The following is a 21,404-nucleotide window of genomic DNA, read 5'->3' on the forward strand; positions in this document are numbered from 1 at the left end:
CTTTATGCACTTGAAAAACCTGTAAGCAGAATAAAACATCGTTAATATTTTAATATATCCGTACTTCATAAATAGTTACATCTTTACATCCATGAGTGGAATTTATACAAAGTGTAATTTTATCTGCTCTAATTGATTCTGTAAATGTTAATTTATTAACTCTCTGATGGTTATCCTTAACTTTTTGTGAGAAAACTTCCTTTTGATCCATATAAAAATGAATACTGTAATCCTTGACCAAAGTTTGCGGTATTCCAGGTTCCTGCATCACTCTTGTAACCTTGGAAAGTGAAATCATGATTTCTTTAGACAAATTTGAATCAAACTTTAAAATCAATTCTGAAACTTCAGTTGGTTCAAAAGCTAGAGTTAACCATTCACCAGTTTTATCGATTCCCATTGACTTCCAACAGTTATTTTCATCCTTTACCGTCCTTGACATTCCATTAATAACAAGTTCCGGCTTATAACCTTTCTGCCAAGACGATGCAGTTACTTTAGAATGACGTGCGATATCTTTTTCATCTTTATTATAGATAGAAGGAATATAACAATCATCTTTTATGAGTTTTTGCTGAAGTTTCTCAATGTCAGTTCCTATTTCCCTTGGTGTACATCTTTTAGCCACTGCTAGGGCTGCTGCTGTTCCAACTGCCTGCCCACCCACCGCACAAGTAGCCATAACTCTTATTGAGCCAAACGCCATATGTGTGGCGCTGATATTTCTTCCAGCCATCATAAGGTTTTCTATATTTTTTGAATAATAGCACCGATACGGTATGGTGTATACATCTTTTAATTTAATAAAATTCGTTGCTTCACCGGAATACATAAACCCTTCCGGCGGATGCATATCCATCGGCCAGCCGCCATAAGCAACAGCATCATTAAATACTTTGGATTCTTTAAGATCCTGATATTTTAAGATATAATCTCCCATAATTCTTCTGCTTTCTCTTTTGCCAGGCAGAAATTGAACCCATTCCAATTCATAATTCTCGGCACCGTGATCGCCTTTATTCTTTATATGATCCCAAATTCCATACAAATATTTTAGTAACTCATCCCGTATTTCTTCTCCATCCTTAATTACATCTTCGGTTCCCCCAAGTTCCAGCCACCAGTAACCCGAATCCACTCCATAGTTTTCCATAGCACTTACCATATGACTGTGCCCGCGATTCTTTAGTTGTTCTTCCGTAACATCATATGCCCAGAAAGGTTTTATAAATTTAGATGGTTTCCCAGTATCTTTTGCACAGAACATAATGGTATTTCCCATCGTGTGTTTATCTGCCTGTTCTGGAGCGAACTCTTCGTCAAATTCACTCCTTGCCTCTCTTCCCATTCGGCATTCTGCTCCCGCCTGATAGGCAACATTCCCATCTCCTGTGCAATCAATATAAATGTTCCCTTGAAATTCATAAGACTTTTCTGTTGTCCACTGATGTGCATATATTTTTTTAATTACATTATTTTGAGTTATCACTTCTAACGTTTGAGTATTCAAAAATAGCTCCAAATTTTCCTGGTACTTTACCTTCTCCCAATTAACCGTATCAAGAATGGAAAATGAATGCAATGGATTTCTGCTTCGGTTTTCCAATAATATCTCTTCAATAATACCGGTTTCTCTGGCATTAGGTCGGTTCATGTGACTATCAGCTCCACAAATATGCATGCGTATTTCAGAGCTTGCATTGCCCCCAAGAACGGCCCGATTTTGAATGAGAACAGTACGAGCTCCATCTCTGGCAGAAGAGATTGCTGCACAAATTCCTGCCATTCCACCTCCAACCACTACCACATCATATTTTTTCACAATATATTCTTTATAATTTCTGTTCCTATCCATATATATTACCCTCTATCCTTTCACTGCACCGGACATTAACCCTTTTACAAAGAATTTCTGTCCCGCTAAAAATACAATAAAAACAGGTATTAACGCTGACGCTGATGCCGCCATTACTAAATTATACTGTGTAGAAGTTTCCTCAATAAAGTTGGTTAATGATACCGGAATAGTATACAATCTCCAATTTGATAGGAATACCAATGCATCCAGATAGTTGTTCCAATTCCACAGGAATACAATCATCGCCAATGATGCCATAGATGGTTTTGCAATAGGTACCATGATATGTGCCCATATTTGGAATTCATTTGCTCCGTCTATGTATGCCGATTCTTTTAACTCATCCGGAATCTGCATAAAATACTGCCTCATTAAAAATGTTCCTGTAACTGTAATAATTCCTGGTAGTATTAAAGTAAGATGAGTCCCCAGTAAATTTATCTTACTGAACATTACAAATTTAGGTATTAATGTAACCTGAGATGGAATCATCATAGTGGCAAGATACCCAAGGAATAGTATATTTCGTCCTCTAAAATCAATTTTTGCAAAAGCATAACCAGCTAAAGTACTTGTCAAAACCGCACCGATTAAATTTATAAATGCAATCTTTAAGGAATTAAAATAAGCCAATCCAAAATGATAGTCTCTTGTTGCTCCCCCACCAATGTTCCATACTTCTTTATAATTATTTAAATTCAAACTTTTTGGTATCCATCTGATTGGTAATTCCATCACATCTGCTGATATTTTCATAGAAGCACTTAGCATCCATATAAATGGAATAATCATTGTAATTCCTACAATCGCTACGATTATTGTGATAAGCACTTTAACTAATATACCTTTGCTTTTTAAAGATATTATTTCTTTGTTTTTCTTATTCTTTTCTTTCATCACTTGCCTCCTAGTAACTAACCCATTTCTTTTGATTTTTCCATTGTATTAAAGTAACTATAAACAAGAGAATAAATAGAATCCATGACATTGCCGATGCATAACCCATTTTATAAAAACTAAATGCAGATTGATAAATATAATATACCAATACGGACGAGGAAGAACCTGGGCCGCCTCTGGTCATTAACTGGATGGGTGCAAATACCTGAAAAGAAGAAATCAGTGTTGTTATTATTAGAAAAAATGTTGTTGGTGACAAAAAAGGAATTGTTAATTTTAAAAATTTGATTATTTCTCCGGCACCATCAACCTCAGCTGCTTCATACACATCTTTAGGTAATCCTTGTATTGCCGACGTATAAATCATAACTGCATAACCAATTCCCCCCCATACGGTCATAATGATAACCGCCGGCAGTGCCCATTTATAATCGCCCAGCCATTGAGGTGGATTTTTCACACCCATTGATTTAACAAATTGCGTAAACGGTCCCCAGGGTGAATACATCATAACCCAAACGATCGCTACTGCTACAACATTCGAGATATATGGCATAAATAAAGCCAATCGTATCGGTGTTTTGGCAAAACAGAATCTGTCAATTACGACCGCTAATATAATTGCTATTACTAAGGTGAATAATACAACACAAACTGCAAAAATAATTGTATTTTTTAAGGAATCTACAAACCATTTATCCTTCCATATATCCAGGAAATTCTTGAATCCTACCCAGTTCCAATTTCCAAATCCTTTTGTAAAATCCCAATCTGTAAAACTGATTATTAAGGAATATACAATTGGAATAAACGTAAATAGCAAGACACCTATTAAATTGGGCAATATGAAAACATACCCTGCCATATCCTTTTTTGTCTGTCTGCTTAATTTCACAATATTACCTCCTGTTCTTTTCTTTATAAAAAGTATATAAAAAAAGACCACTTACATCCATGAAGTAAATGGTCTTTTTATTATAATAATCTGTTTATTGATGCACGCCTTTTTTAAAAATAATTATTATTTTACGAATTTGTTTTAATATCTTTTAATTTTTTTACCCAAACTGAAAACATGTCAATCCAGTTTTGTATTTCAGGTCTGCACTCGAACTTTTCAGTACTTACTTCTTCTGTTCCAAGGCTTAGCCCATGATTTCCCTCACCATAAATGTGAAGTTCCAATGGTATCTTATACTTGCACAACTCCGTTGCAAATAATAAGGAATTCTCAACTGGCACCGTCTTATCCGTATAGGTGTGCCAAATAAAAGTAGGCGGTACATCTTTTGAAACCTGTTTCTCTAAAGACAACATTTCCAAGAGATTACTTTTATCCTCTCCTAATAAATTTTGAAAGGAAGCTTGATGTTTGTTTTGAACAGATGATATGACGGGATAAGAGAGTAAAAGAGCATTCGGTCTTATTTTTTCCTTTTGGCAATGTAATTTATTATATAGGATATCTTTACTCCAGAAAACCCCCAAACTGGCGGCTAAATGACCGCCGGCAGAAAAACCACAGACTATCAATTGTTCTTTATCTATGTGCCACTTATCCGCATTCTCTCGAATTAATTCCATACTTTTTGCCAACTCTAACAGGGCTTGCGGAAAATTCCCGTATTCTGTTGTATAGTGCAGAATAAATGCATGAAACCCTTTTTGATTCATAGCGATGGCAACCGGCTCTCCTTCTCTGTTTGATGTAAAGCTATATCCGCCGCCAGGACATATAATAACAGCCGGCCGCTTTCGGTTTAAATCCATTTCAATAAAATTATCAAGTATATATGTTACTAAAGCAGCTTTTTTATCATTGACTTTAATATCAATTTTCTCATGTATCATAGTTATTTTCCTTTCTGTAAGATTTCTCGTGAAAATAGAAAAAGGAGGGAACCCCCTCCCTTTTTTCTATTTTAATAACTCATCTGATCTAGATTTTGCATCCGCAAATGCTGTATCAAGATCCTTTTGATCTGTAAAATAAGCTTCTGTTTCTTCTGCCAGTATCTTCTGTATCTCCGGTAAGCTGGTTGTTATCGTCGGTATCGTAAGTTTTTCACCTCCTACAGGGAAAACGAGAGCTTTTGCAGAATCCATATCTATTAAATCCTCTGCTCCTTTTGAGAACGATTCAGCTAATACATTCTTGTCAACTTTATTACACAATGCAATACGTCCGCCTGCTGCCATCGATGACACACCTTCTTGCGTATACCATTTCACAAATTCCCAAGCGGCATCAACATTTTCTGATTTGGGATTAATACTGATCTCATCGCCTAAACCACCATATACATAATTTCTCTGATCTTTCGAAATAACCGGATAAGGTGCATATGCAGTAACAAAATCATGGGGATATTGCTCTTTATCTTTTACACTGCGAATTGCCCAGTTTCCGACAATCATAGCCGAATGCCCTGTTAAAAACATACTTTCCTGAGTTAATTTTTGTGTTATGCTGTCCACATGGGTAGGCGCTGTTTTGTCAACATTCATTGTATTGTATACTAATTCAGCTGTTTTCTTAAGTACATCATTATCAAAATTAGTTTCTTTACCGCCTTCTTTGTATAAAGGATTACCGCCTAAAGTCTGCATTGCCAGATACAGCCAATATTCAGTAATGTTTTGCTGAGTATTCCAGAACATACCATATACTTTATCCTGGCCTTCGCCTTTGGTTAACTTTTTACATACCTCTCTAAATTCATCAAAAGTCCATTCCGTAGGAATTGCAATTCCGGCAGCATCAAACATATCTTTATTTAAGAGAAGTGTACCTTTTGTAATAACACTTGCTATTGAATACGGTTTACCATTGATATAATCTGCTTTCACGTCACTGCCAAACATGCCTTCATAATCAAAATTATCTCTGGTCATTAATTCTGAAAGGTCAAGCGCCATTCCGCCTTCTGCTCTCTTCTGCATCTTATAAGTACCGTAAGATACGTATACATCAATATCGCTTCCGGCTAAAAGGCTTGTCTCAAGTTTTAAATTTCCCTGATCATCATTTACATACCTCTCATACTCTACTTGAATACCTTTATCTTTATATTCTTCATTAAAACGGTCAACAACATCCTGCGGACCTGTTTCCGGGGGTACACCGCCCCAAAATCTAATTGTCACCATATCTTTGTCACTGCTTTTTTTTCCTGCTTCTTCATTTGTAGTGACTTTTGTTCCTGCTGTTTCTTTTTTTGCCCCACAACCCGCTAGTAATGAAGTGCACAGAACTGCTACCAAAATAATTGAAACCAATTTACGTTTCATCTTGTATCTCCTCCCGATGGATTATTTTAAATACAGTTTGATTATATAGTCACAATCTTCAATTCTCCATTAAGTAAATTGCTATTTTCTTATACAATAATACTTTTTTAAAGATGCAACAATTTATTTATTATCACTTTATTTTGAAATATCATCATTATTTTTTGATACAAGTATATCTTAGATACTTTCTCCGATTTCTTCTGTTTTTTCAATAAAATTTTTACGGTATACATTGGGAGCAATGCCAATAATTTTTTTAAATAATATACTAAAATAGTTGTAGTTTTCAATTCCTACTAATAAGGCAACCTCATTAATCTTAATATTTTGATTCTGCAGTAGTTCACAGGCACGCATAATTCTTGTACGATTAACATAATCAGTAAATCCCATTTTCATATTGTCTTTAAACACATGTGAAAAATAACTCTGGCTCATATTTATTTCTCTTGCTGCAATCTCTATGCTTAAATTTTCATTCAGATGTTCATTTATATATTCTTTAATAATCCTGATTTCACTTCGTAAATTATCATCACAGAAATGTAATTTTCCACATTCACCCGGCAGTCTTTGGTATAATGCATTTTTACATTCATTTACTGCATAATGTATTCCTTCAATGTTGTTATAAATTTTACTGATAACTCCGGTTACATTAATATCAAAATATCTTTTTAGATATTCAAAAATGATCTGAAATTTTTGATTTAATTCACTATAAATCTTTCCCTGATCATCAAATCCTTCCGTTTCAATCAAATATAACACATCTTCCGCATCATAGTTAAATCCTACAATATTAAACTGTTCTTCTAAAATCTCAGTAATCATATTTTCCATTGAAAATTTGGTTAACTGAATGCTGGTGATTTTTCCGGTTAATACATCCCTTGTAAAATCATCTATTCCAACCATCATTACTATGTATGGTTTGTTAAAAGGGAATCTAACGTTAACAATATTTAATTCTCTTAATATCTCATCTCTATCTATATATGTTTTTTCAGCCAGCATTTTTATCAATGTACTTTTTATTGCTTGTCTGTTTTTACGAACGACACTTTCCATTTCATTATTTGATGATTTTCCTAACTTCTGATTCACTTCCCCCAGTATTTTTAATATCTCTTCTTTATTGATGGTTAATTTAAATACATAATCTAATGCGCCTAATTGCAATGCTTTTCTCACATTATTAAAATCATTATGATTGCTCAATATAACAAATTGTATATTGTTATATTTTTCTTTGCATTCCTCGATTAATCGAAAACCATCCATTTTATCCATTACTAAATCGGTAAAGATTAAGTCCGGATGATATATTTCAATTTTTTCCAATGCATCTTGACCGTTTTCCGCTTCGGCAACTACCTGATATCCTTGTTCTTCCCAATCAATTATTGACTGCATACCCAGCCGCACCATGATCTCATCATCAACAATCATTACGTTCTTCATAATTCTCATCATCCTCTTTTATTAAAGGTAATTTTATTATAACACTTGTACCGCTATCATTTGCTCGTTCAAAATGTAAGCCATACGTATTTCCAAATCTGATTTTTATTTGTTCATTTACATTATGAATACCGATTTTGTTAAATTTTTTATACTCTAATTGATTATCCTCCAGACTATTTTCACAATTCTCCTGATTTATATGAACCATTTGCTCATCCGTTAACCCTTTTCCGTTATCCTCAATGATTATTTGTAAATAATCTCCTATCGTATCCGCTTTAATCGCCAGTATGTTATCTTTTTTATTTTTCCCAAAACCATGTACAATCGCATTTTCAACAATAGGCTGAAGCATAAAGCGTATTATTTTGTATTGAAGTAAATTATCTGGTACCAGGATTTTTGTTTCACATAAATTTCCATAGCGCATATTCTGAATCTTAATATATCCTTTTAAATTTTCAATTTCTTCTTCAATGGATACCAGATCCTCTCCTTTTCCCATACTGTATCTTAGCATATTGCCAAGAGCATCTATCATTTCTACAATATTATCAGCTTTTTTAATAATAGCCATCCATCTGATAGTACCTAATGTATTAAACAGGAAATGTGGATTTAATTGAGCTTTTAGAAACTCAATACGATACTGTTCTTTTACTTTCTGTTCCACTTTAATTTGCTTAAACAGTTCTTTGATGTTTTCATTCATATTATAAAAAGAGCGATTTAAATGGCCGATTTCATCATTTCTCTTTACATTCAGTTCTTTATAAGACGTATCTATATTCATATCATATTGATTCATATGGTGTGCCAATAGCTTTATTGGTTTCACAATCATAATTGCTATAAAATAGATTACTATAATTAATATTATAAGAGCAGCCATTACTAATATGTTCATTTGTTTTGTGAAGGCTCTAAACTGCTTCATGACATCCTGATAATCAGAAAAATAACATACTTTCAATTCTTTTCCATTCATGGTCCATTTTGCATCGATATTATAATTACACAATAAGTAGTCCGAACCATTGATCAACTTTACTTTATCTTCTACTACATCTTGATAATATTCTTTTGGCATAGTACTTGCCGCTTCAGGTAATATTCCATTTCCCTGGTCTAATCTTAATATTATCTGTCCGTCTTCATCACACACATAAATGTTATCACCAGGATTTGCATACTTCTCCAAGACCTTGCTGATTTGATCCTGCCTTATACTAATAATTAATGTACCTATCTCATTACCAACTACAGTTTCATTAAGTATACTTCTGGATAATCCTATATATTTATCTGTTTCTTTGTCTTCTAAAATAAAAGCATCCGAAAATGCAGCCCATTGTACATACCCTTTATTATCATGACTTTGCTTAACAAATTCTTTATCCAACAAAAAAGTATAGTCATGATAATTCTTTTCCCAGTTTGAATATATATCTTGATTATTATCAATAATGGTTATTTGTACTTTATTAGCATCGAAAACACTGTTCAGCATAATCTGATAAACAACATCATCAAAAACTTTATATTTTTTAAAATAAGAATCCTTACTCTGCAATTCATTTTTTAATAATTCACTCGACACAATGATACTTGATAAATTAGACAGCCGATCAAATGTCTCATGTAAATCTTCTTCACTTTTTGTAAGTGTTTGTGCCGTTCTTGCATTTAATTCTGATATAATATAATTTTCAAAACGACTCTTCATAAAAATTAATATCAAATCCATAGGGATAACAGCGAATATAATAAGAATCAGAAATATCTTAGCAGTTAAGGTAAATGATTTTTTTTTCATAATTAGAATCATCCTTTTCAGAAACAAATATTAGTATTCGAGGGAAAGGCAGCTAAATTTACCTTTAAGTATACAATCGGCAGCATATAAAAGCAAGCAAATATCACCAATCGGGCTTTAATACTATTTTTTACCGGTATCTTTTGCAATAGAAAAAGAACATTTAGAAATAGAATCGTTAACTATTTCTAAATGTTCCAACAAAATCCTTATTTAACCAGCTTAACCTTATAAAACGTTTTTCTTATTCTTCCCTTAAACGTTCCACAATACTGTACTTTCTTATATATTGATATGTTATAAACGGAACCCCCAGGGCAATTACTATAAATGCCGGTATGGTTACTATAAACGGTACAATAGTAAAATGATAGGAAAAATATGCTGCTATGTGATTAAAAGCACGTATTAAAGTAAGAGAGAGGAAACTTCCCACTATCATACTGATGGCTGCCGTAAAAAGAATGTAATAAAAACCTTCGTACAGTAATAATTTCTTTAATTGTTTATCCGTCATACCGATACTCTGAAGCATGGCGAATTCCCGTTTTCTGGTTATGGCACTGGTAAGCATCGTATTAATGAAGTTAAGAACCCCGATAATGGCTATTACAAATGCAAGAGCACAGCCTACCAGCGTAATAACGCTCATCATGGAGGTAAACTCACCCCGCAGACTTTCCTTACTTTGATAGGCCATATTTGGGTCTATTTGTGTGGTGTACGAGTCCAGAAATTTTACAAAAGAAGCTTCCTTTTCATCTTCAACCTGAAAGCTGGCCCCAAACGGTTCTGCCAGTCCATCCATTTTCAGTAATTCCTCTTTCGGTAATATGGTAGTCAAAGCATTTAAGGCAAACCTTTTTTCCGTCATGGAATAAGGAAGGTCTGCGACTGCCATAACTTCATACTCTTTCTGATGGGTGTATATTAATTCCTTACTAATTATGTTTCCCTCAGAATCCTTAATATCCTTATATCCGGGATCTGAATCTGCAAAATTCAGGGTAATGATATCGCCGGGATGATAATAGGAATCTGTATTATCTAATAGAGGCGTTACTAATACATAGTTTCCGGTACGGAATTTTTCTAAATCAAAAGTACCCTCCAATATTCTTAGGTTCTTAAGCAGCTCTTCATCATAGGCAAACCGCTGTTCTGAGATTGGTTTATTCTCTGCTGCGGTTTCTTCTGCTTCTTCTTTATTGTACTCCCGGATATCAAGTTTATTTTCCTGATACAATTTCTTGAATTGCTTATATCCCTCCTCAGACAAGGTATGATTCAACTCGCCGTAATCGTGATATAACAGATTTCCTGTCTTTACACCATCCTGTCTTAAAGCACTTTGATAAAATTCCTCAGAAAGCTTTAAATTAGGTCCATATTGAATCATATCTGCGGAAAATATCATGGCATCACCGGTTAACATGCTTTCCAGATAGTCATTCAGACTGAAACTTTTTATAAAGGTAACAACCTCTGTTAAAAGAATTACACTTAAGGATAAGGAAACGATTACGATAGCTGTTTTCTTTCTGTTTCTTACCAGGTTCGTATAGGCCATTCTGGAAATTTTCGCACCTGACGTAGTTTTTTTACCCTTACCCTTTGTTTTGCTGTCTTCTGTGAACTTCAGTGCTTCCACCGGAGATATACCTCCGGCTATTTTACTTGGTTTACGGCAGCTGATTAATACGGTAAACAGTGAAAAAATACCTCCAAACAGAAATATATAAGGATTGGCTTTGAGTGCAAAACCAATGGTGCTGATGCCATTTGTTACTTTAAAAAGAGCCGGCATCATTATTTTTCCTATGAGAAAACCACAAAATAACCCAATGGGAATCCCAAACAGGGACAATATGAAAGCCTGTCTTAATACTAAAGCCTTTATCTGTTTTTTCGTCGTACCGATTGTTTTCAGTAATCCGTAAAATCGGATATCATTCAGTATGGATATATGAAAAATATTGAATATAATCAGGAAACCGGTTAACAACATAACGAAAAGTGCAACGGCCAACATAATAACAGAGGTTATGTCTATATCTGAAATCTTTTCCGTTAAATAAGCCCAATTAATGCCAATATGGGTATCATCCAGCCGGAGGTTGCTGTCTTTTAAAACCTGTCTCATATTTTTTTCAATATTCCTGGAATTTTTAAACATAACATTGACCTGATAAAGACCTTCACCGGACTGCGTGGGATATTCTTTGTATCGCTCCCGTATTTCTTCATCGGTTCTACCCTTTTTCAATTCTTTTAAAAAGTCCTCTGAAATATAAACCCCGCTGGCACCCATCACCGGGTCTCCCTGATACCATCCGGAAAGTATAAACTTTTTATCATACTCTTTTCCAAGAAAATCGAATTGAAGTCTTACCTCTTCCCCAACTTTATGCGGTATTTGCAGCAGGTCAAGCACAATCGTATCAAGTACTACTTCATTCTCTTCCTCCGGCAGAGCCCCCTCTTTCAATTTCATAAAACCAAATTTAAGATTGTAAGGCTGCATGTAACGAATCTCTGTCTGCCTTTTTGCGAGTTTCTTATTCCTGGCGATTCCTATAAAAATATCATATCCGTAATCCTTTACAAGAGGATCTGCTACCAGGGTTTCATATTCCGCCTGTGTTACGGCTTTAAAGCCACCATGTGCCTTTGTACCGATCTGGCGCATTGTCTGCTCCTCTGTGATTTGTACCATTCCGCTGCCAAGTGTGAAAAGTGATGTAAAAAGCAGGGAGGTCAAGGCAATTGCCACAATTGCAAATAGATTACGCATACGGTTGTTTTTCAAGCTGTTCCTTGATAACCTGCGAATAATCTCTTTATTATTATTTCTCATATTTACCTCGCATTCCGCCGCCAACGGCGGCACACTTATCCCTCAATAATTTTACCGTCTTCCATGTGTATGATCCTGTCACATAGCTGAGCTAATGCTTCATTATGTGTAATCATTACGATGGTCTGATTGAATTTCTGACCTGTAGTTTTTAACAGTCCCACCACCTCCGAGGAAGTTTTGGAATCCAGGTTACCCGTAGGCTCATCCGCCAGAATAATGGAAGGTTTTGCCGCTAATGCCCTTGCAATTGCAACTCTCTGCTGCTGCCCGCCGGACAACTGGTTTGGTTTATTATAACGTTTTTCTTCTATTCCTAAGGTTTTTAAAATATCTTCCACAAAATCCGTATCAGCCTGGTTTCCATCCAGCTCTAACGGCAATATAATATTTTCATAGACATTGATAATGGGAAGCAGATTATAATTTTGAAATACAAAGCCGATATTTCTTCTTCGGAATATTGTTAATTCATTTTCATTAAAGCCTGAAATATCTCTTTCTCCTATGGTGACAGAACCACTGGTGGGATAATCTAGTCCTCCCAGCATGTGAAGCAGTGTAGATTTTCCGCTGCCGCTCGTTCCGACAACAGCAACAAACTCTCCTTTATCAATCTCCATATCCACCCCATCCAGTGCTTTTACTATATTAGGGGAAGTTCCGTAATATTTCTTTAAATCCTTTGTTTTTAATATACACATAACACTCCTGTCCGCATAGCATGTACTATGCCTGTCTTAAGGTTAATAAAATATATTATCATTCACAGCCCTGCCTAAAGGCTGAAGAACCGTAAATATAATAATAATGAAACTATATAAAGTGTAACAAAAAAATCTTTCACACTAATGACAATATAAAAAAAGTTCTTACAATTTTGTAAGAACCAGGTAATATTATAATCTACTGTTTAATAAAAATACAGAGAAACTGCTGCCTTTTCCGACTTCCGAAGATACGGTTATATATCCTCCTTCTTTCGTTAAGATCAATTGGGCCAGATATAGACCGAGCCCTGTTCCTTCCTTTTCCCTGACCTGCTTTCCCCGGTAAAACCTCTTAAAAATCTGATTATATTCCTCTTTCGGAATTCCGATTCCCTCATCAATTATCATAATCTTTGTATAGAGTTCCATGGGAACTACCCGAATCAATATTTTTGAATCTTCTTCCGAATATTTAATTGCATTATCTAAAATATTGATAAAAGCCTCTTTGGTCCACTTTCTGCTATGCAGCAGCTTACAATCGGCAAAATCTTCCACTTCAATTTGAATATTTTTTTTAACCGCCCCAGCATAAACCAGACTGATACTTTCGGAAAGTGTTTCCTTTAAATCAGCCGGTACCGCCTCAAATTCAATAATTCCTACTTCTAACCTTGATATTTGGATCAGCATCTTAGTCAGCCATTCCATTTTGCTGTTTTGTTCACTTAACTTGGAGACAAATTCCTGGCGTTCCTCCACGCTTAAACTTTCATCCTTTAACAGTTCAATATACATAGAGAGATTAGCCAATGGAGTTTTTAACTGATGGGATAAATCAGAAAGCAGGGCCGCAATTTCGTCTTTTTCTGATTTTGCTTTGACTATCTCATAGTCAGCCTGTTCCAATATCTTTCTTAACTGCTTGGCAAATTTTGATTCTCTGGTCTCATCGGTCTCTCTTATCTGGTCCGTATTACCGGTTAAACTGCTCTGGATGATCCGGCTTATTTTATCAAATGTTTTATTTACATACATTCTGCAGGCCAGTACTGTTAAGGCACAAACACAAACCGCAATGATAATTACAATCCATATAAGTTTCATATCGGTTTCCTTCTTCCCTGATCCAAAGTACACGGTATGTTTATTCTTCCCTCCAAAGGTAACCCAACCCATGTATTGTTCTGATATATTTGGGATTCCCGGGATCATCTTCTACTTTTTTACGTAACCTGCGTATATTTACCGGTAACGTATTTTCATCTACAAACTTACTCTCCTTATCCCAAATATTCTCTAACATCTGATTTTTTAATAATACCTGGTTTTTATTCTCCGCTAAATAACAAAGTATCTTAAATTCCGTAATACTACAGTCAATATCTGTCCCGTCCTTACTGATCTTCATCGTCTTTTTGTTAATTCGGATTCCATTGGTAATAAGCACCTCTTCTGCTTCTTTTCTACTCTTTCTTCTTAAAACTGCCGAAACTCTGGCATTTAATACGGACAAGGAAAATGGTTTCGTTATATAATCATCTGCTCCGGATTCTAATCCAATTACTTCATCTATCTCCAAATCTCTTGCCGTCAAAATAATAATCGGAACATCTGAGTTTTCCCTAATTTCTTTACATAACAAAAGGCCGTTTCCGTCCGGCAAATTTAAGTCCAGCATAATAAATTCAAACGTATTCAAGTTCAATACCTTTTTTGCTTCAATTAGGTTAAAAGCCTGGGTGGCCTGGTATCCCTCTTTCTCAAAGAAAAAGGAAATACCCCTGTTTAAATCCCTGTCATCTTCTACTACTAAAATTTTTTTCATAGTATTCTCCAACTGATTAAGCCCGATAAGTAAGCGGAAGTATTACCTTATCCATTGCAAATATAGTATCACATTCTCCCAAAACAAATAGTGTGGTATCTTCTTCCTCATAAACAGTAGTAACTCCGGTCTCCGGATTTTTTGGGGTAAATAATAATTGTGCTCTTTCACATGAAGAATCTGCAACTTTTGATAAAATCTCAGTTAACGAAACATCTGTATAACCGTATATATCATAGCAAATGAGAGTTTTTTCTTGTTGTTTTGCTAAAACGATTATATTATATTCTTCTAAATAATAGATATGGTCTTTTTTGTCCATCATGGCATGAAACATAACTAACTCATAGTTTTTACTCATATCAATCCTGGAAAATGGATTAGGCTGCCTGCACAAGCCAAGCAATCGATTAAAATCATCCTGATCGGACATGTCTAATTTACGGATGGCCGATTTTTTACCTGTTAATGGCAGGATTCGCTGAAATTCGTTTTCTTTCCTAAAACCAAATTTCGGATAAAAATCCAGGACGGAATCATTAGCATACAGATATATACCGTCACAATTCATTTTCCAATCCTTTAATACTTTCTCCATAAGAAACCGCAAAAGTCCTTGTTTCCGGTATTCTTTATCCGTCATTACCGTACTTAATTGAATATATTTTTTTGTATTACCCTCCATACTGAATTCATACGGGATAACAAGAATATTGGCTGCCGCCTTTTGTCCGTCAAAAAGGGTATATGGTATCGTTTTATCATTCCAGAATCCCTTTTCATACCACTTTTCCAAAGATAACCCGCCAAAAGTTTTCTGGGTCAGCAGATCCAGACTTTGACGCAAACAGGAATCCTCCTGATAATTTTTAATAAAACTGTAAGTTTTTCCATTTATGTTATATTCCATAATTTCTTCCCCTATGTTGATTTATTTATCCCTGACCTTTGACCATATATTTTTAATCCTCAATTTTTATTCCTTCTGGTGTTGTCTTCCTCCGTTGAAAAATCAAAACGATTTTTTCGTTTTTTCTCCGATTTCATGAATTTGCATCATTTTCATCTCCTATATCCATTTATATATCTATGGTATAAATGATGTATCTGAACACCTAAGATTTATAACTTAGCTTTGATATTTTTGTATTATAGCTTCAAGTTTTGGTTGTATCTCATTCTTGCTGCAGATTCTCATACGCCGGAAATAAGCATCATTAAATATATCGGACTCATATAATTCACTTAATTCATCATAATTACCGCGGGTATCAAGAAATTGGTTTATAAGTGTTTCTGAATCCATATTATCAAAAGCAATATAATAAAATACACTATAGTCTTTTATAAGATTACTTACGTTACTGAGCTGATCCGCTGATGCAGTCAATCCGATCTTAGAAGTATTTACTTTTATTGAATTTTGTACTTTTATGCCGAAAATCTTATTGTCAACTTCTTTTTTAGATACTACTTCCTTAAAGGGAATACGATGATTGTCAAGTATTGTCTTCAATTCATTTATTTTATTATCAGCTTCTTTATGTTTTTTAACATAAAAATTATCGGCATCAACTACTAAAAGACTGTTTTTATTTTCACTGTAATCCTGAATGAAATTGATTAAAAATCCCTCCGGTTCATTCAATTTATAATAATCAATAAAATAAAGGTCTTTGCCCTCATTATTAACTTTCTCTAATTTGATTCTTTTACTTCGGAATATTCCCATATGGCCATCCTTTCCTTTGTTGTTACATTTAACCAATCTATTCATTTCAATCCATTACTTTCCTATGAATCAATTCTGTACTTAGCTTGTATCACATAGTTAAATTTTATAACATTAGAACATGTTTTTCAATTAATTTTTTAATATCCTTTGCTTAACACCCAAATCTCTTTCAGCATATTATATAAATAATCAGAGTATTCATACGGCTTTTTTCTTCCCTTTTTATTAATATAATACTCTGATTCAAATCAGACTATTAAGGAAAGACAGAGGTGTATAAATCAAATGAATAAATATAAGATATGCGTTTATGCGATATGTAAAAACGAAGAGCAGTTTGTAGACCGCTGGATGGATTCAGTTAATGAGGCTGATATGGTTGTGGTGACAGATACCGGTTCAACGGATCAATCGGTTGAAAAACTCCGCTTAAGGGGTGCTGTCGTATATTCAGAAACCATTGATCCCTGGCGGTTTGATACTGCCCGCAATATTGCTTTGAACCACATTCCGGAGGATGTGGATGTCTGTGTTGCTAATGATATGGATGAGGTTTTCGAAAAAGGCTGGCGTGAAAAACTGGAAGATGCGTGGCAGCCAGGTAATACCAGGGCAATGTATACTTTTACCTGGAACCTGAAACCGGACGGTACCCCAAATAAGCAATCCGTTATGGAAAAAATCCATAGACGCCAAAACTTTCGCTGGGTACATCCCGTTCATGAAATATTGCAATACACCGGTGAAGGCGAAGAGTCAATCGTACGGATACCCGGTTTGGTATTAAACCACCGACCTGATCTTACCAAACCCAGGTCCCAATACCTGCCTCTGCTGGAATTGTCCGCTAAAGAAAATCCCCAGGATGACAGGACAGCCTTTTGGCTTGGCAGAGAATATATGTATTATGGTCAATATGACAAATGTATTCCGGAGCTTAAGCGGCACCTAAGTCTTCCCTCGGCAAAATGGGATGAGGAACGTTCTGCTTCCATGCGTTTTATAGCTAAATGCTATCAGCTTAAGGGGGATTATAAGGAAGCACAGAGTTGGCTGTTTAAAGCAATTGCCGAGTGCCCGCATATAAGGGAACCCTATCTGTATTTGGCGAGACTTGGCTATCTTGAAAGCAATTGGCCCCTTGTTCACCTAATGACGGAAAAAGCATTAGCCATCACTGAGAAAACAGGCAGTTATCTCCTCGAAACCGACTCTTGGGGTTATGAGCTTTATGATTTGGCAGCCATCTGCTGTTACCGGCTTGGAATGTATGAAAAAGCTCATAATTATGCGCTAATCTCTATTAAAATGGAGCCAAATGATATCCGTCTAAAAAGAAATCTGGAGTTGATAGATATGAAATATAATGCAGCTTTGGAGTCCTCTCATGAATAAGTATAAAGTATGTGTCTATGCGATCTGCAAAAACGAGGAGAAATTTGTAGACCGATGGATGGATTCCATGAGTGAGGCCGACCTTATCGTAGTAACCGATACGGGTTCCAATGACAAAACCACAGAAAAATTGTTAAGCAGAGGAGCTTATGTTTATATGGAACAAATTAATCCCTGGCGATTTGACACCGCACGTAATCTGTCGCTGGACCATGACCCTGCTGATGTTGATATCTGTGTCTGTACGGATCTTGATGAACTATTTGAAAAAGGCTGGAGAACACATCTGGAACAGTCCTGGACACCGGATGCCAAATCCGGTAAGTACATCTACAACTGGAGTTTAAAACAGGACGGCTCTCCCGATATCCAGATGTATTATTCCAAAATACATGTGAGACAGGGGTTTAAATGGATTCATCCTGTCCATGAATGGCTGAGCTACTATGGCAAAGAGCCTCTAAAAACCGTAATTATAAACGGTATGGTACTGAACCATTACCCAGACAATACAAAATCCAGAAAATCCTATCTACCTCTTTTGGAACTGGCAGTAAATGAGGATCCGGAAGGAAGCCGTGTCACTTATTACCTGGGAAGAGAATATATGTACAACAGCGAATGGCTAAAATGTATTGATACTTTAAAGCGGTATCTTACCCTGCCTTCCTCCGTGTGGAAAGAGGAACGTGGTGCCGCCATGCGATGGATTGCAAATTCGTACTTCCAGTTAAAAGATTTGAAACAGGCTTACAGCTGGTTTTTTAGGGCAATTGCTGAAACACCGGATATGCGTGATCCATATGTTGAGTGTGCAAAAACCGCATATCTGAAAACCGACTGGCCTATGGCATTTTTTATGTCGGAAGAAGCACTAAAAATCAAAGAAAAATCTAAATCATTTGTAAATATGGGCTATTGCTGGGATTATACTCCCCACGACCTGGCCGCCATCAGCTGCTACCGGCTTGGAATGTATGAGAGGGCCAAACAGCACGCTGAAGCTGCAATTGAAATCAGTCCTTTCGATGAACGGCTTAAGAAAAATCTGCAGCTCATTGAAAGGAAGCTTTAATAAAGAGAAGATACCTAAAAGGGAATACTACATCGTTATGTTCTTAACTAATGCAGTATTCCCTCTCAGTTTGTTAGTAATATAGGTGATTGCAAAACAATATAGCTATCTAAATATTACATATATTTCATACGAATTTTATAACTTCAGTTGCCTTTAGGGGCAAGATTCAACTCTAAAATTCTATGAATTACATGTCATATAAATGCAAATTTTAAGTTTTGCAATTTCACGGCCTTAAACCTTTTCCTCAGGCTTTTCTGTTCTTCCAGCCAGCCCATAAAGTACCTGCAATACAGATTGATGAATAACATCCGGTCAGAATACCGAAAAACATCGGCAATGAGAATTCCCTGATGGAATTAATCTGGAATACCACGGAGGCAACCATTATAATAAGAACGCAGATTGCAGTGGTTAATGAAGTATTGATTGACCTGGCAAGTGTCTGCGATGTACTTGTATTCATCAAATCCACTACAGATATCTTACTGTCATTTTTTCTGTTTTCACGGATTCTGTCATATACTACTATTGTATCGTTAATCGAATATCCTATAATGGTGAGGACTACCGCTACAAAAGCATCATTTAAAGGAATACCAAACAGTACAAATGCAGAAAACACTACAAATACATCGTGGATCAATGCTATCAGGGCAGTAATACCGGCAGACAGACCTGACATTGCGGAAAATCTTATCCAAACGTAAATAACGATGAAGATAGAAGAAAGTACAATGGCAATTCCTGCATTCCTAAGTGCTTTTGCACCAATATATGGCTCTACTACATAAGTCTCTGAAAGTTCTGCATTAACCTTATCTCCGGTACTGTTAATTACTTTAGTAATTTCTTTTTGTTCGTCCGGTGACATACCCTCATTACCGGCAAGGGTAACCGAAAGTCTTTCTTTACCGGTCATATTGTCTTTCTTAATCTGAACCGTAACCGGTCTGTTGGTCTGTTTTTCGATTGCATCCTTTATCTTATCCGTATTGGCACTCTCCGAAGCCGTATAACTTAATACGGCACCTCCGGTAAATTGTGTATCCAGTTTTACCCCTTTTACAAAACATCCAACAATTCCGGAGAGAATTATAATACCAGAAATAATTGCAAACACATATTTCTTCTGATAAACCGGTAATATTTTTACCTCTTTCTTTTTTCTATACCACTTTTCATTATTCCATAAGCGGAAATCGGCAAATGATAAGAGGAGCATTTTTGATACGTTAACACCCACCAGCAGATTCACAACCATACCTGCTAATAATGTATAACCAAAACTTAACATGGAACCGGATCCAAAAATCATTAAAATAACCGCAACGATAGCGGTTGTAACATTACCGTCTAATACGGAAGAAAAAGCACTCTTATACCCGTTTCTAATGGAACTTCTGACAGAAACACCTTTCTTTAGCTCTTCCGATATACGTTCCGAAATAATAATATTGGCATCTACCGCCATACCCAGTGTTAAAATAATACCGGCAATACCCGGAAGGGTAAGGGTATACTGTGGGATAGAAATGGAAAGCATCTGCAATACCATTTGCAATACCAGTGTAATACATGCGATAATACCCGGCAGTTTATAATAACTGATCATAAAGATACATACCATAAAAAATGCTATGATTCCGGCTATTACCATAATATTTAAAGCGTTATTCCCAAGTGACGGACTAATGGTTGAGAAATTAGTAGTTTCCAATGAAAAAGGAAGCGCACCTGCGTTAATTTTATCAGCTAATTCCTTTGCTTCTTCAAAACTGCCAAGGCCGGTTATTACAGCTTTTCCACCAGCTATCTTAGTCTGTACCGTAGGATTGGATATCAGATTATTATCCATATAGATACTCATTTTCTGGCCAATTAAATCACCAGTAGCTTTTTCAAATAATTTTGCTCCATTGGCATTGAACTGCAAAGCCACCTGATAGCCGCTGATTATATTATTCGATTTATTAACTTCCGGGGATGCATTCTCAACATCTTTCCCCTGTATCAATACTTTCCCATCAGGATCCTTAAAGGTAAGTTCTGCCATTTCTCCTAATTCCGCAATAGCATCCTCCGGATTAAAATTCGTTTCACCGGATTTCCAAGGGAATTGAACGATAATGTAACCGGCATTCTTATCCACCGTTACTTCACGATCAGCAATATTCTGATTATCAAGTCTGGTCTCTATTACTTCCCTGGCTGTATCAAGCTCATGTTCGGTAGCCTTGCGATCCAATCCCTGGGGTTCAAATATTGCTTCCACTCCACCGCGGATATCAATACCAAAACGCATATCAAATACACCCTTTACGCGGCTGCCTAGTCCAAATCCTGCTATATAAATAAATGCCGCTATAGTAATAAATATGACAGCAAGCATTTTCTTTCCTGGTTTCATAAATAATCCTCTTTTCGTAGTTTTTAGTTTCAGATACTGTTTAAATTATTATAGTA

General features: G+C 35.7%; 16 protein-coding genes. 2 read left to right on the top strand and 14 right to left on the bottom strand.

The window, feature by feature from the left end; all coding sequences use genetic code 11:
- Positions 1-49 precede the first annotated feature (49 nt).
- The 13 genes from RBU59_RS10745 to RBU59_RS10805 form a co-directional block, all read right to left on the bottom strand.
- Positions 50-1,855: an FAD-dependent oxidoreductase gene (locus RBU59_RS10745; RefSeq protein ID WP_308147866.1), complete on the bottom strand. Its 1,806-nt coding sequence runs from the start codon at positions 1,853-1,855 to the stop codon at positions 50-52.
- 12 nt (positions 1,856-1,867) lie between these two features.
- Complete coding sequence (locus RBU59_RS10750) at positions 1,868-2,755, bottom strand: carbohydrate ABC transporter permease (RefSeq protein WP_308147867.1); 888 nt, start codon at positions 2,753-2,755, stop codon at positions 1,868-1,870.
- A gap of 10 nt (positions 2,756-2,765) precedes the next feature.
- Entirely contained in the window at positions 2,766-3,653 is an 888-nt protein-coding gene (locus RBU59_RS10755) for a carbohydrate ABC transporter permease (protein ID WP_308147868.1), read from the bottom strand.
- A 131-nt stretch (positions 3,654-3,784) separates the two neighbouring features.
- Complete coding sequence (locus RBU59_RS10760) at positions 3,785-4,609, bottom strand: alpha/beta hydrolase (RefSeq protein ID WP_308147869.1); 825 nt, start codon at positions 4,607-4,609, stop codon at positions 3,785-3,787.
- A 66-nt stretch (positions 4,610-4,675) separates the two neighbouring features.
- Positions 4,676-6,049: an ABC transporter substrate-binding protein gene (locus RBU59_RS10765; protein WP_308147870.1), complete on the bottom strand. Its 1,374-nt coding sequence runs from the start codon at positions 6,047-6,049 to the stop codon at positions 4,676-4,678.
- 180 nt (positions 6,050-6,229) lie between these two features.
- Complete coding sequence (locus tag RBU59_RS10770) at positions 6,230-7,516, bottom strand: response regulator transcription factor (protein ID WP_308147871.1); 1,287 nt, start codon at positions 7,514-7,516, stop codon at positions 6,230-6,232.
- A complete protein-coding gene (locus RBU59_RS10775; RefSeq protein WP_308147872.1) occupies positions 7,494-9,335 on the bottom strand; it encodes a sensor histidine kinase in 1,842 nt (613 codons plus the stop codon). Before RBU59_RS10775 ends, RBU59_RS10770 begins: the two co-directional genes overlap by 23 nt.
- A 244-nt stretch (positions 9,336-9,579) precedes the next feature.
- Complete coding sequence (locus RBU59_RS10780; RefSeq protein WP_308147873.1) at positions 9,580-12,192, bottom strand: ABC transporter permease; 2,613 nt, start codon at positions 12,190-12,192, stop codon at positions 9,580-9,582.
- 35 nt (positions 12,193-12,227) lie between these two features.
- Entirely contained in the window at positions 12,228-12,896 is a 669-nt protein-coding gene (locus tag RBU59_RS10785; protein WP_308147874.1) for an ABC transporter ATP-binding protein, read from the bottom strand.
- Between the two features lie 195 nt (positions 12,897-13,091).
- Complete coding sequence (locus RBU59_RS10790) at positions 13,092-14,009, bottom strand: sensor histidine kinase (RefSeq protein ID WP_308147875.1); 918 nt, start codon at positions 14,007-14,009, stop codon at positions 13,092-13,094.
- A 40-nt stretch (positions 14,010-14,049) separates the two neighbouring features.
- Positions 14,050-14,730, bottom strand: a complete 681-nt coding sequence (locus tag RBU59_RS10795) for a response regulator transcription factor (protein ID WP_308147876.1) — start codon at positions 14,728-14,730, stop codon at positions 14,050-14,052.
- Between the two features lie 16 nt (positions 14,731-14,746).
- A complete protein-coding gene (locus tag RBU59_RS10800; protein WP_308147877.1) occupies positions 14,747-15,640 on the bottom strand; it encodes a GNAT family N-acetyltransferase in 894 nt (297 codons plus the stop codon).
- A 219-nt stretch (positions 15,641-15,859) separates the two neighbouring features.
- The gene (locus RBU59_RS10805; protein WP_308147878.1) at positions 15,860-16,462 is read right to left on the bottom strand and encodes a hypothetical protein; all 603 of its coding nucleotides are present in this window, start codon (positions 16,460-16,462) and stop codon (positions 15,860-15,862) included.
- Positions 16,463-16,750: 288 nt separating this feature from the next.
- Between RBU59_RS10805 and RBU59_RS10810 the strand changes: the two genes are divergently transcribed.
- Together RBU59_RS10810 and RBU59_RS10815 are read left to right on the top strand one after the other, a co-directional pair.
- Entirely contained in the window at positions 16,751-17,860 is a 1,110-nt protein-coding gene (locus tag RBU59_RS10810; RefSeq protein ID WP_308147879.1) for a tetratricopeptide repeat-containing glycosyltransferase, read from the top strand.
- Positions 17,853-18,935: a tetratricopeptide repeat-containing glycosyltransferase gene (locus RBU59_RS10815; RefSeq protein WP_308147880.1), complete on the top strand. Its 1,083-nt coding sequence runs from the start codon at positions 17,853-17,855 to the stop codon at positions 18,933-18,935. Before RBU59_RS10810 ends, RBU59_RS10815 begins: the two co-directional genes overlap by 8 nt.
- Positions 18,936-19,185: 250 nt before the next feature.
- On the opposite strand, the gene secD is transcribed toward RBU59_RS10815, so the two are convergent.
- Positions 19,186-21,348, bottom strand: a complete 2,163-nt coding sequence (secD, locus tag RBU59_RS10820; protein WP_308147881.1) for a protein translocase subunit SecD — start codon at positions 21,346-21,348, stop codon at positions 19,186-19,188.
- Between the last annotated feature and the right edge of the window lie 56 nt (positions 21,349-21,404).

Source organism: Anaerocolumna sp. MB42-C2 (assembly GCF_030913705.1).
Lineage (GTDB): Bacteria > Bacillota > Clostridia > Lachnospirales > Lachnospiraceae > Anaerocolumna.